The organism is Pseudomonas sp. S4_EA_1b (genome assembly GCF_016307435.1).
Classification (GTDB): domain Bacteria; phylum Pseudomonadota; class Gammaproteobacteria; order Pseudomonadales; family Pseudomonadaceae; genus Aquipseudomonas; species Aquipseudomonas rhodesiae.
On the sequence record NZ_JAEILC010000043.1, the window covers coordinates 1 to 16,501 of the forward strand.

Genomic DNA, 16,501 nt, shown 5'->3' on the forward strand with positions numbered 1-16,501 from the left:
GATTCCGGCGTACAACCCCAATATGGACGGGCACAAGGAAGTGCTGGGGCTGTGGATCGCCCAAACCGAGGGTGCCAAGTTCTGGTTGCAGGTAGTCACCGAGCTGAAGAACCGTGGCGTGCAGGACATTTTTATCGCCTGCGTGGACGGCCTCAAGGGCTTCCCCGAGGCGATCGAAACGGTCTATCCGAAAGCCTGCGTGCAGTTGTGTATCGTGCACATGGTGCGCAACAGCCTGAACTTCGTGTCCTGGAAAGCGCGCAAGGAAGTGGCCGCCGATCTGAAGCTGGTCTACACCTCGGCGACGGTCGAACTGGCCGAGCAACGGCTGACGGAGTTTGAAGAAAAGTGGGGTGGTCAGTACCAGTCAATCGGCCTGTCCTGGCGGCGTAACTGGGCACGGGTTATCCCGTTCTTCGACCATCCGGCCGAGATCCGCAAGGTGATCTACACCACCAACGCCATCGAATCGATCAACATGAGTTTGCGCAAGGTGATCAAGACCCGGGCCTCGTTCCCAACTGACGAGGCCGTGAGCAAGCTGTTTTATCTGGCGCTGAACAACATCAGCAAGAAGTGGACGATGCCGATACGGGACTGGAAAGCGGCTCTGAATCGCTTCAGTATCCAGTTCGAAGATCGATTGATGCAGGATTAATAGAAATCCCGTTTACACATAATCCGGGACACCCTCATCCTTAGCGTACGTTATTTTCCGGATTCTGCGGGCTCCCCTACAATACGAAATTGCCAGTAATGGCAATGTGATTTCATGCCGGTTCGTACTTCACCGATATTTTTTGGTACGGGTCGTATTTCACCGATAAAAAGCGCGCTGGATTTGGCCTTCAACTCCCTAAAACAGGGGCTTGAAGGCCATATTCCGGATGATCAAATCACGTCCTCGGGCGACAGCCGACGTTCGTACATCACCGATGCCAGTCGTATATCGCCGATGCGGTTTTTTTTTACTTGCCACGGCTCGTATATCGCCGATTTTTCGATTCGTATTTCACCGACAGTCAGGTCGTATATCGCCGATGCGGGGTTTCGTATTTCACCGACGCACGAAGCGTTCGGATCCCCCGATATACAAGGGCAATCGTGGTGAGGAGGTTCGGGATAAATTCGGCTGCCCGCTTACACAACACAGCCCTTACTAATTAGAAAAACGGTTCTGAAATTTGGAGGGAGCCCAGCAAATACGCGGGTTTCAGCGGGTTGACGGGGCGGAACTGAGCCTCTAGCCTTCGCCAAAACTTGCTCAACGAATGGCTTTTTTTAGGTAGGTATTATCGAAAGATCGAGCGATTAAAAGAGGGATCCGGCCACCGTTGCCGGGCAAAAAAAAAGAGCCCACACATCTGGTCCTGGCAGATCGATGACGTGAGGGCCCCTTTCAGGTAATTCGAGTATGGACACCTGCACTCTGCTGCGCAATACGCGGCACGGGTTAATTCGCCCTGAATTTGTCAGCTTCTTCATTGAGGCCTGCTGGTGAACAACCTCATCACGGCAGCTTCGACGGCGCCTGCGCACCCGGGCTATTACCAGCCGGCGTCAGCGATGAGCCGTATCCTCGAAGAGGCCTCCTATCTCGCACGCTGCAGTGACAACAAAACGGCGATGAGAGTACGGCCGCGTGAGTACGCGATCCGCTACCCCTACATGCAGGTGAATCGTCCTGGCCGTGTGTCATGGCTCGTTTTCGATCTCGACCATGCCAACTCCCTGATTTGGGAGGAGCATGGGCTTCCCCCCCCTAACTTCATTGTCCGTAATCGAAACTCAGGCAACTCGCACCTCTACTATGCGATTGCTCCGGTGTGTACCACCGAGCGAGCCCGTGAAAAGCCGATCCTGTACATGAAGGCGGTCTACGACAGCATGGCCGCACTGCTCAAGGCTGATCCCGATTACCACAGTGGTCCAGTTGCCAAGACACCAGGCCATCCATGGTGGATCACCACCGAGCTCCACAATCATGTCTACGACTTGGGCGAGCTGGCAGAAGAACTCGACCTGGCCAGGCCGATGCCTTTGTGGTCCAAAGGACCCGACATGGATGCAGTGTCCCACTCCAGGCATTGCACCTTGTTCGAACGTGTCCGTTTCTACGCATACAGCATCGTCAATGCTGAGCGAGCTGGTGGTTACTTCGAGTCGTTCTACTCTCGGGTCCTTGCGCAATGTCACAACGACAACCGTTTTCGCACGCGAGAACGTTACAACGACCTGCCCTTGTCATCAGTGCGCGCCACGGCTAAATCGATTGCCCGATGGACCTGGTCTCACTACCGCGGAAGTGGCGACTATCACCGTGGTGTGATGGAGCTTGATCGATCGCTGCCACTCGAGGAGCGCCAGAGCCTCGCCGCCAAGCGGACACATGCAGTCAGGCAAAACCAGACGGCAAACAAGATCCGTGGGGCTTGCCGGCAGTTGATCGCTAAAGGGGCTCATCTTACCTACACGGCTATCGCCCTGGCTGCAGGCGTCTCTCGCCAAACCGTGGCCAAGTATAAGGCGGTCATCACCGAAGCACAGTCGCCGTCGGTTGTTCCCCTTCGCCCTAAGCAGCCTCCCCTGCCCCCCCCAGCAGCACAACCGGCCGGTCCAAACCATGGTTCTGAGCCAATTAAACCCGGTGTAAAGGATGCTGTATATCAGGTACCTGCCCCTACCGGGGCTGCTTTGCTCCCGCCGTTGCCTGATTAGCTATTCAGATGGTGGGTGTGCATTGGGAGTGATTCGACACACTGAACCTCCAGCCTGCACAACTTAACCTGCTCTCCCCTGTGCCGCGTTCATTCCATTCTTGGATATCTCTGCTTGGTGCGGTGCCGCTCTTGTTAATGGGCATGCTCCTACGTGGAATCTGGTGCATCTAACCCTTACGAATCGCTGAGATTGCAGCGTAGAGCGCGCTCTTTTTTCTCGATGGCCTTTGAGGTGGCATATGTCAGGGCTCGCCAGGTTGCGGCCTCGATCCGGGAGAGCGGGAGTTATCGGAAACCTTGCGGAATGTGTGGGTTCTTGAGCGGTTGATGATTGACCTGGCCAGCGTCGTGACGAATCCAATTCGGGCGGAAAAAACCCAAGAGGATTTCGAATCGGTCGTGACGGCAAGCTTCCAGTCATCTTCCAGGCCCAGGAGTGCCTTCACATGTACGACCGAATCATTCAACTGCTCATGCTGGCTGTTGCGACGATTAGCTTGACCATCACTCTGTTGCCTCCCCCTGCACCTACCTCCATTCCCAGAACCCTCTACGCAGGCGTGAGCCCCGTTGCCGTCCAGGTATCGGGTCGCCCCGCCTACTCGCCGAGTGTGTGAGATCAGAGTGGGAGCGGTTTTTCAGCAAACGCAGACTGGGCTTTCTTAAATTGAGAACCATTGCATAATAATAATAAGAAGATTCTTATTATTCTTATGGTGTTTTTCTTTTGGAGCTGAGAATGGAACTGTCACCCGTTAACCCCGATGTGCGCGCACGGATCATCACCGCGATTGAAGAGCTGTATGACCAGTTGGGTCGCGTCGATAAGTTTCCAACTGTGAGCGATGTCCGGGGTCGGGCGCGGGCTGACATGAATACTTGCTCAGCGGTATTCAAGGAATGGAAGCGGCAGCAGACCGCGAAACCCGCTCTTGTCGCAGTGTCAGTGCCGGATCAAGTGAAGTCAGCCCACCTTGAGGCAGTCGGCATCGTTTGGACCGCCGCGCAGGAGCAAGCAAATGCCAGCCTTCGAGAAGCGGAGGCTAAATGGGAGCTGGAGCGCGGCGACAATGAGACTATGCGTCGCGAGCTTGCGGAGGCGTATGAGGGGGCAGTGGCTGAGGCCGAGCAGGCCCGTAGCTCACATGCCGAGGTGCAGCGATCCAATGATTTGCTTACGCAACAAAACCAGCAGCTTTCCCAGCAGCTGGCAGAGGCGCGCGAGAGTCTTGCCGAACAGACCACCCGAGCAGTTGAGATCGAACGTAGGGCGAACGACCTTAAAGACGAGCTGCGGGTTGCCCACGAGGAGACCGCTGCAGTGAGGCAGGAGCTTTCTCAAGCGCGTATCAGCCACCTGGCAGAGCTGGATCAGCAGAAAGGTGTTGCCGCCGAGCAGATCGAGCGCCTGAACGAGAATTTGGTAACGGCCAGGGCTCGCCTTGAGTCTGTAACTGAGCAGGCCGAGGAGCGCCAAATGGCACTGGGTGATACACAGGTGAAGCTTGCCCAGGCCCAGGCCCAAGCTGAGGCAGCAAATGATGAGTTGGTGCGAGTGCGTGCGGCACTAGATGTCAAACAGCAACAGGCTGATGGTCTGCAGTTGCAGGTTGCCACACTAGGTGCTCAACATGCAGAACTGCAGCGGTCGCATACTACGTTGCAGACTGATGCAGAAAAGTGGCGCCAAGCTGCAGATGAGAACTCCCGCGAGCTGGCCAAGACTGCCGGTGGCCTCCAAGAGGTGCTGCGACAGAACAGCGAGCTTATGACTCGCTTGAGCCCGACCAAAAGTCGGCATAGCAGTGCGACGGTGAAGCCCTCTGCCGGCAAACCTAATGAACCAAAGTAAGGATGCCCGGAAGGCGACCTTGAAAAATGGACTCACAGGGAAGTAAACACTGCATGAAAACGTCTACAAAGTTGATCCTTATCGGCACGTTCCTCATCGTCGGATATGGGCAGCAGAGGTACGAAAAGGCGGCTGACCAGGCTGCGTATGAGGCGGAGTGCGCGGCGATAGCGGCTAATCCAAATCACCCTGCATCTCCGTGCGTGACTCCGAAGCGACCCGATCACCCGTTACCAGCACGCGGGTAGCGAATTGGAAACCCTTGTTGATGGAGGTGTTTATGACTCGTTCAGCAGCAATCATTGAACGATTGAAGGCCGAAGAAGCCGAGCATCCCGGGCTCCCGCATTACGACTGCAAACCTGATGTATCGTGCTGGCCACTACAACCTGATGACGTCAAAACCGCGGGGTATTGGAAGAAAGAAGGTCGACGCGTCCCCAAGGAGGCGGACCCAGTTGCATTTGTGATCAGTGGCCAAGGCAGCTCTTTCCATGGGATCAAGCTGCTTACCCGCTGGATGCCCGCCTATCACCAGAACCAGACTCTGCCGGTGAAGGCCAAGGGTAAGGCTGTTTAATGAAAATGGGGCCGCGCAATCGGCCCTCGGGGGTTCAAGCACTGACGACCCCTCCTCCCTCCCCTCCCCAGCCCCGAGCTGGACCCGGAATTCAACTACCTGGGCTGATATCAACTGCATTTGCACCAGGCCTCCATGGTGAAATCTATTTGTTCTTTTCGTACGTACGTACGTATGTTATTCTTTGCTCTGAAGCGTTCCTGCTTCCCCGGCGGCTACCGGGTTGAATTTATCTAGGAGTGCAGAAGATGAATCCTGTGCAAATGGGCTTGAGCTTTGATGAAACCGTCGCTGAAGCTGCTTTCGGCGGTAGCGAGAGCTGGTGCTCGCCTGAATATACCCATGATGCCTATAAGGCGATGCTTGACACTGCCGCTGCCCGATTGCATGACGTACCCGCCGAAGTCCGACCGCTGTTCGAGCAGAGCATCGAATCATGTCTTCAAGCATTGCTTCAGGAAAAGCGCTGCGGTACCGACACCGTTCAAACTGGCTCGTTTATGTGGCGATCGGCATTGCCTGTGTCCATGGATCAATGGGCGGATTTGTCATTCCTTGCAGACGCTGGTGGCGTGAATGGTTGCCGTTTCAAGCAGCGCCGCGCACCGCGCTCGCAAACCTTGGGCATCCATGTTCCTGGCGTCGGCTCAATAGTCGTGCAGGCCTGGCTGAAAAGCGCTGAACAGCGTTGCTGGTGTGAGTTCGTACCGTGGGAGTCGAGTTTCTTTCGGACCAGTCATCGTGACGTTGTCCACCTGCATAAGCTTGACTCTCACCGCTGGGATGGTGCTGTTTGCCCTGCAGCGTTCGCAGAGGCGGGCGACAAGGTCCCGACTGTTCCAACGGTCAAGGTTAATGGCCGACAATTTGTGATCATGGGCGCTTCATATTCCCGTGAGTTTCGGGATAGCCATGGTTGGACGTTCGTTCGGCATTGTGACTGGCCGATGCAGACTTACAGCTATTCGGAGCTGTGCAAATTGTGGGATGCAGGTGTCCTGGAGCGAGGCGATTGCCGCGGCCTAATGGCCAAGGTGCAGGGGGAGCTGTGTGTAATGGCTGAGATGGTCATGCTCTACGACGATAAAGTCTTGCCGTAAGCAGAGCGAAGCCCGGTCGGCGGCTACCGGTTCCGGGCTTCTACCAGAAAAGAACTCGTCTAGGAGCGTCTGGGTTCGGACATGATAACGACTGCAACCAGCTACCTCAACCAACCCTACTACGCGAGATGGGAACGTGGTGCGCGTTTCTACGAGCTGCGGATCCTCGTCGATCTGATCGGTCACACCGTGGCAATGCGGAACTGGGGTATCTGCGGAGAGCACGGTGTCGGTGAAATACGAACCGTATTGGCCTCGGATGAGGCCTGCACAAAACTGATACACAGGGTGAGTCGGCAGCTGCACAAGCGTCGCTATCTACCTGTGTACAATGGCGGGAACGCGTAATGATCGAGATGAAGATGGCCGATATGGCAGCGGACGATGATAAGCCACTCAAGAGAGGGCGAAAGGGGCATGTAGTACCCTACGTACAGACCGACATGTTCCAGGCGAACATTGTCGAGTGGCCAGTTAAGGATGACCTGGCCAGTATGGAGTTCCCGCTTTTCAGCTTGTCGACCAAACCTGATACAAGCGTACGTGAGTACAGCCAGCCCGGTACGAACAAGCGTGTACGCATCATCCCGCCAGTGATCGGTGCCGCCACCGTTTTCGACAAAGACCTGTTGCTGTTCCTCGGATCGCAGATCATCGAGGCCCGTAAAGCTGGGATGCCAATTTCCAAGCGGGTTAAGTTCGACACATACGATTTTTTGACGGGTACATCCCGCGATCCTGGTGGAAACGCCTATTCGAACGTCCTGGACATGCTTCGGCGATTAAAAGGGACGCAGCTCGAAACCAATATCGTTACTGGTGGTCAAGAGCAGACGAAAGGGTTTGGCTGGATCGAGGACTACACCGTCACCAAGACCGCATCCAATGGCAAAGGCGTGTTGGAGTGCGAAGTCGTGCTGTCAGAGTGGATCTACAACGCCTTCCTGCATTTTGAAGTGATGAGCATTGATCGGCGCTACTTTGGGCTGCGAATGCCTCTTGAACGGCGGTTGTATGAACTCGCTCGTAAACACTTGGGTAGCAAGATGATTTGGGCCGCGGACATTGTTGCGCTGCAGCAAAAATGTGGCTCAAAACAGAGCCTCACTCATTACAGAGCTGAGATCCGCAAGATCATTCAGCGTGACCTGTTGCCGGACTATCACATGGGGTTGGATACCAGTGTGAAGCCTCATCGAATCGTGTTCTACACGCGCGACGAGCAATCGCTACTCGAGGAGCTCGCGGCCAAAGGCGAAATGGACTGGTTCGCTGCGCTCGAAAAGCGCGACATGGAGAGTTGAATGCCGGCGCGATCTAGGATTGAGCAACACGGTCATTTGAACGGGGAATGTAAAGACCAGGCTATTCGAGAATTAGCTGGACTGCAGCACGGACGCTATGCGGCAGCGCAGGCTCAGGCTCAAGATTGGCCAAGATCAAGCCCTGGCCGAGTTCACCTCCCCTGCTCTTCTCAAGCGTCATCATCTTCTAGGCATCGCCTTGTGGCTGAAATCACCACCACCTGGCTGCTCTGATGAGTGGCCTTGGCAGCGGCCGCTGCAGCTGAACGTCTGAGCAAACAGCAACACCGAGAAAAAATAGCCGAGTCGTCGTATATCGCCGACAAATAGTGCTGCATACGTACGTACATACGTATAGTGTGTGTAAGGAAACCCACCGAGTTGTGCCTGGCGGCTACCAGGCTAACCAAGCGTCTAGGAGCAATATCATGAAGCGCATTTCGTTATGGTCCGTTGATCGCGACGATACCCTCCACATCGATGATGAAATCGAAAAACTGGAAGAAGCCCATTCTGTAATGATCTCCGCGAATCGTGCCCTAGTAGAGGGCGATGATTTGAGCCTTACTCGTTTGGGATTCGATAGTGACCACATCGACGATCTGAAAGTACGTAATTCCGAGGGTAAACCAGGCTTTCCTGCATATGTCTTGCGCAACCTCCAGGACACTATCCAACAGCTGTCCGACTTGAAGCGTGGCGCCAATGACGGCCGCGGTGCGAGGTTGGTTGAGCAGCAGTAAGGGGCTTAAATGATGCGTACGCATTGTACGTGCGTACGTATCTATAGATTAGCAAACGGTTTATCATTGTCGCGACTTCAATCCATATGGGGGCCTGTTCATGGCATCACGTAAAGACGCTGCGCCAGCACCTTCGCAACCCAAGCGGAGCGCCAAAACGATCACCATGCGCGATGACTACCATGAGCGCCTTCGCAAGCAGGCATTCGAACAAAACACTGCCATGTCATTCCTGATCGAGCAGGCACTTGAGATGATGTGGGGCATCGAGCCAACTCCGCCCACTAAGTAACCCTCAAGCGGGTTCGCAACGAGCCCTGCTTATCGCCTCTTTGCCACAAATCCCCTTCCCGTCCCCCTTTCAGATGCTCTCAGCCTTCGCTTGCTGCGGCGTAGGCGCCTGCGCGAGTGCTTGGGCCGCTCACATCGTTGCTACTAGAAACAAAATCGGCCTACAGGTTCAGGTATTACGACTTAAAAACTCAAATAACCTGAATTCCACGGTTTACAACAGGAATTCAGGATTTATACTGAATGCAACAGCAAAACGGAGAAGTGCTATGAACTCGAATGTGGAATTGGTCGAAGATGTTGCAACCTACGTGGATTTCAATGAGTTGTTTTTCACGCCTCGTTTCGCCGCGGACTGCTTTGGCCTTACGACTCGGCGCCTGAAAGACATCGAAGAATCGAACAACATCGAGATCCGTCGTGTGCCGCGCGGAACCGTGACCTCTCGGGTTTATACGCCATCGGACCTTTTCGATTTGGCAGCACTTCGCCGTGAACTTGGTCACTTGAAGGGCTTGGGACGCCAGGTGGTCATGTCCACCTACATCTCGAAGGGTGGCACCAACAAAACCACCACAGCGGTCGGCCAGGCCATTACCTGTTCTCTCGCTGGGTTGCGCGTCCTTTTGGTCGACAATGATCCCCAGGGTGATACGTCGAGCATGCTCGGCTACGACCCGGACGCGACTCCAGAAGATCTGCAGGAGCTTGGAATCCCTGCTGACCGCATCGTTGATGGTCACCTCGGCCACCTGATCAGCCCAATGCTTCGCATGCGTTCGTTTCAACCCAAAACGCTTGATGAAGTCATCAAGAAACCCTTTGGTGAAAATGGCCCCCACCTGATCCCAGCCGACGCATCGCTAGAAGATCTGGGCGTGGCGTTGGACGCAGCCAATAATTCGGATATGTGGTACGCGAAGTGGGTTGAAGATGGTAAAGCTGGCAAGATTTCAGGCTGCGACCTATCGCAATACGACGTCATCATTTTCGATAACGCCCCCGCAGGCTCGCGCCTGACCAAGAATTCGGTAGCGGCAAGCGATCTGCTCATGAGCCCAGTTCGAATGGACAAATTCTCCTTCAAGGCGATCTTGCGACTGCATGACTGGTGCGCTGGTTTCGCACGCGAATACGGTTTCGCCCCTGAATTGGTGGCCGTGCCGACCATGTTCGCCAAGGGGCGTCCTCGGATGTTGAACAACTTGTACAGGCTGAACCAGCTTTTCCCAGGTCGCGTGACAGAGGAAAAGATTTATCACTCTGCAGACTATGTGAACTCCCTCGATGACGGTGTCCCCCTGATGTTTTGGAAGGGTGCTAACCGGGACACCATCGAAAACGCTCGCGCAGTGCATGCCGAGGTTTTGGAGAAGATCCGCCGTGTTGCTGCTCAGACCCAAGAGTGAGTGTTGCTACTAGCAACAGGGCTCGTATTTTCAAAGGTGTTGCTACTAGCAACACGCGACGATTTTGTTGCTAGTAGCAACAGCAGATTGGAGTGTTGCTAGTAGCAACACAGGAGGGTGATTAATGAAATCCACCGACTACCCAGGCAAGCCAAGCACGGCAATGGCATCACTGCGCAAGCCTACGGAAATGCCGCCAACCACAGGTAGCCGTGGCAGCAGAGCGGCGATGCTCCAGCAGGCCATGGGATCTGAGCAAGAGGCTGATAACACGCAACTCATTGCTCAAGGCGCTCAACAAGGTCAACTCATACTCAAAGACGAATGGCTAGAGGAGGTCCTGGTTGAGCTGATCGATCCCTCTCCGTATCAGCCAAGGATGTTCTTCGATCAAGCAAAACTTGAAGAGCTCGCTGGCTCGATTGACTCTGTGGGCCTGGGTAAACCGATTACAATCCGACCTGTAGGTGAGCGTTTCGAGCTTATCGGCGGTGAATGCCGGTGGCGGGCTCACAAAATGCTGGGTCGCGACAGAATCATGGCTCATGTAAAGCCAATGTCAGACGACATGGCGATGCTTTTGGCAATCACCGACAACCTCCAAAATGAGCTCACGGATTACGAAAAAGCTGTGAGCTATCAACGATATATGCTGAAAGGCGCTGATAAAAGCCAGCGGGCTTTGGCTCGACGCCTTGGTGTAGATCACACAGTCGTGAACCGCTGCCTTGACCTAATTCAGCTGCCCGAACAGATCAAGGAAATTCTGAACACCAAACCCCACTTGATCACAGCGAACTATGCGAAAAAGTTTGTGGAGCATTCAAAGGCGGATGTGAACATCGTTCATCGCATTGTGATTCAAATGGCCGAGAAGGGGACTGGCCAGGAGGCCGCACTTCGCATGATTGGTCAGAAGCTTGCTGCTTGTAGCGGTCCTAAGCCTATGATGACAGAACCTCGGAAGCTGCAAGGGGTTGGCTCAGTTCGATTGAATGGGCGCAAGCTTGAATTCAAAATCGATAAGGAAATGGACCCTCAGAAAATCATGGACAAGCTCGCAGCTTTCCTTGATTCGATTGATGCTTCTGAATTTGCGACACAGGGCTCGCGAAATTGAGCATGGCCAAGCCCGCCCCGATCGGGGTGGGCACAATCAGCTAACGGAGCGAAACGCATGGGAATGCCTAGTGAACCACATCACGTCAGGTACGTTCTGAGCCTGGCTAGGCAATGTCCGTTTCCAGATTGGCTCTTGCTAGAGCTGCCAAGCGGCGAGTGGGGTGCATTCTGGCAAGCAGGGCTTGATGGAACATGGGCGACCGCTGTGTGGGAGGGGGATTTTACCGCGTGCTCGTTGGTGCATGCTGATAGACAAGTAGTGCTTAGCCACATGGAAAAGTACCAGACAAAGTAACCCGGGGCAGCTTGGTACTCGCGCATCCGTTTCGTTGAATACGTACGTACGTACGTGTATAATGTTCTTGTGTTAGACATCCAGCAGGGGAGGCGGCTACCTCCCCAGCAGGTCCACCAGTCTAGGAGCAAGAGCATGAATGGTTTCTCTGCCGTCCGATCCTACCCAAGCAGTGCCCCAGAGCATCAGCGCTCACTTACACCAACTCCATTGAGCCAATGTGTTACCCCATATGCTGCAGTTCTCCAGCAAATGTCGGAGGAGGGCGTACATCGCCTGTTCACAGCCCCTTTAGCAAGTGAGGTTATCCGACTCAGCGCCAAGGCTCGTACTCACGGCGTGCTGTCACGGGACGATGCTGCTGATGTCATCAGCACCTGGAAACAAAAGGCCGTGTCTCAAGGTTCGACGGGCGAAAACAGCGATAAAGTCGTGTTGTCGCTGTTTGATAAAAGCGGGCAATGGTCGGCCCCTTGGGCTGAGGCCGGCTACCAGGTATACCGGTTTGATATTCAAGACAACCCAGAGCTAGGAGACGTCAGCAAATTCGACGTTGAGTTTTTCATGGAGTACTTCGGTGACTTCGAAGGGGCAGAGGTGTACGCGATCATCGCAGCTTGTCCTTGCACCGATTTTGCGAACTCGGGGGCTAAGCACTTTGCAGCCAAGGATCTCGATGGGCGCACTGCTGCGTCAATCGAGCTGGTTCATCAAACTCTGCGACTGGTCGAGTATTATCGGCCGTCGATCTGGGCGATTGAAAATCCAGTAGGTCGAATCGAGAAGCTAGCTGGTCTGCCACCATGGCGCCTAAGCTTCAACCCCTGCGATCTTGGCGAACCGTACACGAAGAAAACCCTGATCTGGGGCCGCTTCAACGCAGACTTGCCCGTTGCACCGGTCTATCCAACCGAAGGCTCAAAAATGCACACGCAGTACGGTGGGAGCAGCCTGGCCACGAAGAATGCTCGTAGCGTGACGCCAGAAGGATTTGCTTACGCCTTCTTCATGGCGAACAACGCTTGTCTCCATCCAGCTTTGGAAATCACCGGGAAATATGACCGCATCGATCCTCGGCTCCTATCGCTGGCTATTGAGAATGGTCTGAAACTTCAGGATCTCTCCAACCTCTTGGACGATGCCTACTACGACTGCGATGACGATGCCGTGACCAAGCTGTTGAGTGACCTGCTGGTCGAGAAGTCGTTATCAGTGATCGAGTCCACCGGGCAACTGGCAATGCTGATCTGAGGTAGACGCATGATCCGCCTAGGCCGCGGGCGGATCATTTCAGGTGTTGCTAGTAGCAACAGTCAAGTGTTGCTACTAGCAACACGATCAATCAAAAGTCTTATTTGACCGAAGACAGAAGGGGAGGGCACAGACCTTTTCGTCTATGCTATATTCCGTATAAAGGCCATAATACGGAATAATCAAAATGTCACTTGAAACCTTCAACCACGACGAATTGCTTCAGGAAGTGAAATTGATCCTGGATGGCTCTCATCCCACCTACAAAGGCAAAGATGGCGCTGGCCGCTTCCTGCGCCACGTCGGCCGAGACTTCAACTCGTTAGAGTTTTCCAAAGACCTTGACCAGCACCGGGACGATTACGCCAAGCGATCCGGCCTGGACACAGCCCAAATTGAATGGATAGCGCAACAGGTGAAGGCTGGGTCAGAAACGCCGGATCGTCCGCGCCGGCGTATGCGCTGAGGGAAACGACCAGGTACACCACCCAAGCCCCGCCTAACCCGTGGGGCCGTTGCCAAAAGAGAGGCGCAATTGTTGCGCCCAGGATCGAGCAGGAAAGAGCAATGTCTGATTCCGATTTGTTGGAAGTGCAGCAACCGATCAACCCAGAGGCAGCGAGCGTCGATGTGGCATGCCCGCATTGTCACAGTATTGAAGAATTCCACGCCTCTGCCTGGAGCAAGCAGAACCCGCACGGGCGTTTTACTTTGTCGCCGATCCACGCTTATGGCGTGACCTGCGCGGGGTGCCGCAATGATTTCTGCTTCAAGCTCACCCCTGCTGCGCACCCATGGCCAGCAGGCCCTACACGGGACGTGGCGTGCCCTGATTGCCAGCACACTGTCACCACCCAAATTTCCGTGATCCGCAGGACGGATGGAGAGTGCAGGCCGGAAACCTGTGACAAGTGTGGTGCCGATTTCGAAGTGTACGCCGATGGTCGTGTGGTCAAAATCGAGTACGAACAACGGCCTACCGCACGTACACCCGAGCAGATAATGAAATACTTCCATGGGCTTGAGTTCAACCCGAATGGTGCCCGTGACTGGCCGTTCACCACCGAGGTTGAAATTCTACTGACAGTACCAGTGCTGCGCGTGTTTGATGATGGCACCCTGCAATTCATGGACGACGATGCGGTTGAGCTGGTGTACAGCCCTCGCCTAGATCCAGAAGCCTTAGAGCGTTTTTGCGAAGCGAATATTGAGACGTATCGTGCGTTTCATGACGAACACGAAGCCGCACTTGACCGTCGCGAGTCCGTGCCACTGACGCCTTTCTGGTAACAGGGACATACCCAATGAAGACCACCATGACACCAGACGAATTCACCGCTGTTCTTGAGCGGGCCACGGAGGCAGAGCGTGAAGCGCTTGATGCGGCTCATTGGCGTTACATCAGCCTGATTGGGCTTGTTCACGATGCCGTGCCAGCAAAAGTGGTTGCTGCTGATCAGGAGGCGTTCCCGCACTTCATCAAGCAAATGGATGGACGCCCAGTCTTTAGCGATGCTGATTGCACCGCGTTCATGGTTGCAGCTACTGGGCTTTCGGCAGAGTTCTGTGAGGCTTGGAAGGATCACGATTTCTACGAGTTGCACGGTGAAACCGCCGAGGAAATGGCGGCCCGTGAACGTGCAGCCAGTTAAGGGAATTCGCCCCGGTACACCACAAGCCCAGCCTTAGCGCTGAGCCGAGGTCATAGGGGGACGGCACAACATAAAGTTGCTGTTGAGCAGTTGGACGACCACAACATCTAGGGTTTGAGCCATGAAATTGAAAACACCAGACGCTGACGACAAAAGCGAAATTGCAGGCCGGTTTTACCAGGCCACTGACTTGAAGATGGCCATCGAGGACGGCCATCTGAAAACCATCGACGAAGTGCTGTCGTGGGCCAAGGCCAATGCGGTGGAGCTGGACGCGTTGATGCAATTGCCTGTATGGGTGATCGCTGATAACGCCTGCATCGATTTCAAAGCCTCAATCGAACACAGTCGCGGCGCTAAACCCGCGCAAGAGCCGGAATCAGTTGTCTTCGCGGAACGGCTTGATCGTGTGAACTGCCCTTTCTGTCGCGTAGAGCAACACCCGAATGCGGCGCACCCTAAGGGTGGCGACTATCAGTGTGATGAGTGCGAAAGTGTCTTTCGCGTAGCGCCTAAACCGTCGATCACCATCAACTGATTCAGTCACGGAAAACGGCACCGCCCAAGCCCAGCCAGCGAGCTGGGCAGCGGCAGTAGTAGGGGGCGGTTTCCGCGCCCAGGATCGAGCAGGATAGAGCCCATGAAGGACAAAGACCCAATCGGCGAAGCGGTCGCAGCAGCGCTTAAATCGCACCCGCCGTTGATGCAGGTAGCAACCCAGGACCTGGCAGTCTTGAAGCGTCAGGAAAAGCTCCAGCAGTTGAACGTTGCTCTGCAAGGGCTTTGGGAAGGACTCAATGTCACACCTCGCTATGTCGAACGTGTGGAGCCCATCGACCCGCGAGACGACGAAATCCACTTCACCTTCACGCTTGAAGAGGAAGACATTGCCGATCAATTGATTCGCGCTGCACGAAGGGCATTGGCCAGTTTCGGGGCTGAATATTGGCTGCCCCACTACCATCCCCGTGCGGCCCAGTTCCGCCAGGAGGAACACATGCAATTCAAGGTTCGTAAAAGCTTGATCGTGAGCCACCTGTACTGGGGCGTGTCCTTCATTCTGTGTGAACCGGAGGAAGGTTACTCGCTGGTAGAAGACCACCAACCCTGAGTTCGATGAAAACGCCGCCGATCTCCATCGAGCCCGCCATTGCGCGGGCTTAGTTTTACCCCTCCGCCCTTTTGGATGACGTTTTGCGCTTCAACTGCATTTGACCTGCCACAGTTGCTCCCATCTGGTCATGTAACTGGGGCTTAGGAGTGCCCGACGCATCCCCCAGTCCGGCGTCAGCGGAACGGCAGCAGTGCGCAAGCAATCATGCCCCCACCGACGATTGATCCGATCCATGGCAGCCATGAGCGCGTCGGAGCGCTCAGGCTGGCTCGGGCTGAAAAGGTCCTGAGTGAACTCTCCTCGCTTGCGCAGATCCATCAGCAAGACTTCGGCCTTGCTATACGCGAAGCCTGGCCGGTAGATCTGCTCGACCGCCTGCAGTGCGCATTTGGTCAACTGGCGTACATCATCGGTGGGGTAGGGCGGTATGCACGTTGCTGTGTTCGCATACTTCGGCCCATCGCCGTGAAACGAAGTCTGAATGCCGATCCGCATAGCGCCGCACAGAGAGCGCTGCATGCGCAGTTTCTCCGCAGCACGGTGAATGTACGTAGCCAACGCCTCCTGCAGGCCTTTCAGCGTGTGTACGCGCTGTCCAAACATCTTGCTGGAGCAAATCGATTGCTTGGGCGCAACCGATTGCTCCAGGTCCATACAGGATTCGCCTTGAAGCTCACGTATCGTACGCTCGAGCACGACGCTGTATTTACGACCCATTGCCCGTGCGTCTGCTTGCGACAGCTCCCAGGCCGTACTGATCCCGTCGCGTCCCAGGTTATCGCGCATGCGACTACCGATACCCCAAACCTCATCGACAGGCATACGCCGGAGCAGCCATTCGACCGCCTCTGGTTTGCGCAGATCCACTACGCCTCCAGTCTTCTCTCGCCACACCTTTGAGGCGTGCTGAGCGGCTTTGGCCAAGGTTTTGGTATGCCCAATGCCGACACCCACTGGCAGCGCAGTCCATTGCAGGACACGGGCTTGAATGGCCCGGCCTACATCAATAATCGGCTCGGGTAGGCCATCAAGACTGCAGAACAACTCATCGATGTAAAGGAAAGATGT

At 55.0% G+C, this 16,501-nt stretch carries 18 protein-coding genes; 17 read left to right on the plus strand and 1 reads right to left on the minus strand.

Going from position 1 to position 16,501, the window contains the following annotated elements; genetic code table 11:
* The 17 genes from YA0848_RS14455 to YA0848_RS14535 all read left to right on the plus strand — a co-directional run.
* Positions 1-658, plus strand: a 658-nt coding sequence (locus YA0848_RS14455; protein WP_198731343.1) for an IS256 family transposase, incomplete at its 5' end; no start/stop codon positions are given.
* A 114-nt stretch (positions 659-772) separates the two neighbouring features.
* A complete protein-coding gene (locus tag YA0848_RS14460; protein WP_172684708.1) occupies positions 773-1,111 on the plus strand; it encodes a hypothetical protein in 339 nt (112 codons plus the stop codon).
* A gap of 386 nt (positions 1,112-1,497) precedes the next feature.
* Positions 1,498-2,718: a replication initiation protein gene (locus YA0848_RS14465; RefSeq protein WP_134630140.1), complete on the plus strand. Its 1,221-nt coding sequence runs from the start codon at positions 1,498-1,500 to the stop codon at positions 2,716-2,718.
* Between the two features lie 741 nt (positions 2,719-3,459).
* Entirely contained in the window at positions 3,460-4,572 is a 1,113-nt protein-coding gene (locus YA0848_RS14470; RefSeq protein WP_198731344.1) for a DNA-binding protein, read from the plus strand.
* 280 nt (positions 4,573-4,852) lie between these two features.
* On the plus strand, positions 4,853-5,152 hold the full coding sequence (locus YA0848_RS14475) for a hypothetical protein (RefSeq protein ID WP_232925116.1): 300 nt from the start codon (positions 4,853-4,855) through the stop codon (positions 5,150-5,152).
* A 248-nt stretch (positions 5,153-5,400) separates the two neighbouring features.
* Complete coding sequence (locus YA0848_RS14480) at positions 5,401-6,252, plus strand: hypothetical protein (RefSeq protein WP_198731346.1); 852 nt, start codon at positions 5,401-5,403, stop codon at positions 6,250-6,252.
* A 347-nt stretch (positions 6,253-6,599) separates the two neighbouring features.
* Positions 6,600-7,556, plus strand: coding sequence for a replication initiator protein A (locus YA0848_RS14485; RefSeq protein ID WP_014003932.1), 957 nt, complete (start codon positions 6,600-6,602; stop codon positions 7,554-7,556).
* Between the two features lie 428 nt (positions 7,557-7,984).
* Positions 7,985-8,299: a hypothetical protein gene (locus YA0848_RS14490; RefSeq protein WP_198731347.1), complete on the plus strand. Its 315-nt coding sequence runs from the start codon at positions 7,985-7,987 to the stop codon at positions 8,297-8,299.
* A 100-nt stretch (positions 8,300-8,399) separates the two neighbouring features.
* Positions 8,400-8,591 (plus strand): hypothetical protein, encoded by a 192-nt coding sequence (locus tag YA0848_RS14495; RefSeq protein ID WP_014003930.1) that lies wholly within the window; start codon positions 8,400-8,402, stop codon positions 8,589-8,591.
* Between the two features lie 268 nt (positions 8,592-8,859).
* Positions 8,860-9,999 carry an AAA family ATPase gene (locus YA0848_RS14500; RefSeq protein WP_198731348.1) on the plus strand — a complete coding sequence of 380 codons (1,140 nt, stop codon included), beginning with the start codon at positions 8,860-8,862 and terminating at the stop codon, positions 9,997-9,999.
* A 124-nt stretch (positions 10,000-10,123) separates the two neighbouring features.
* Entirely contained in the window at positions 10,124-11,119 is a 996-nt protein-coding gene (locus tag YA0848_RS14505; RefSeq protein WP_198731349.1) for a ParB/RepB/Spo0J family partition protein, read from the plus strand.
* Between the two features lie 432 nt (positions 11,120-11,551).
* Positions 11,552-12,667, plus strand: coding sequence for a DNA cytosine methyltransferase (locus YA0848_RS14510; protein WP_232925117.1), 1,116 nt, complete (start codon positions 11,552-11,554; stop codon positions 12,665-12,667).
* Positions 12,668-12,854: 187 nt separating this feature from the next.
* On the plus strand, positions 12,855-13,133 hold the full coding sequence (locus YA0848_RS14515; protein WP_172684705.1) for a hypothetical protein: 279 nt from the start codon (positions 12,855-12,857) through the stop codon (positions 13,131-13,133).
* A 101-nt stretch (positions 13,134-13,234) separates the two neighbouring features.
* The gene (locus tag YA0848_RS14520; RefSeq protein ID WP_198731350.1) at positions 13,235-13,957 is read left to right on the plus strand and encodes a hypothetical protein; all 723 of its coding nucleotides are present in this window, start codon (positions 13,235-13,237) and stop codon (positions 13,955-13,957) included.
* 14 nt (positions 13,958-13,971) lie between these two features.
* Positions 13,972-14,319, plus strand: a complete 348-nt coding sequence (locus tag YA0848_RS14525) for a hypothetical protein (RefSeq protein ID WP_172684704.1) — start codon at positions 13,972-13,974, stop codon at positions 14,317-14,319.
* Between the two features lie 121 nt (positions 14,320-14,440).
* Positions 14,441-14,857 carry a hypothetical protein gene (locus tag YA0848_RS36050; protein WP_232925118.1) on the plus strand — a complete coding sequence of 139 codons (417 nt, stop codon included), beginning with the start codon at positions 14,441-14,443 and terminating at the stop codon, positions 14,855-14,857.
* A 102-nt stretch (positions 14,858-14,959) separates the two neighbouring features.
* Positions 14,960-15,430 carry a hypothetical protein gene (locus tag YA0848_RS14535; RefSeq protein ID WP_172684703.1) on the plus strand — a complete coding sequence of 157 codons (471 nt, stop codon included), beginning with the start codon at positions 14,960-14,962 and terminating at the stop codon, positions 15,428-15,430.
* Positions 15,431-15,520: 90 nt separating this feature from the next.
* On the opposite strand, the gene YA0848_RS14540 is transcribed toward YA0848_RS14535, so the two are convergent.
* Positions 15,521-16,501: Y-family DNA polymerase (locus YA0848_RS14540; RefSeq protein ID WP_198731351.1), on the minus strand; the 981-nt coding region annotated here is incomplete at its 5' end.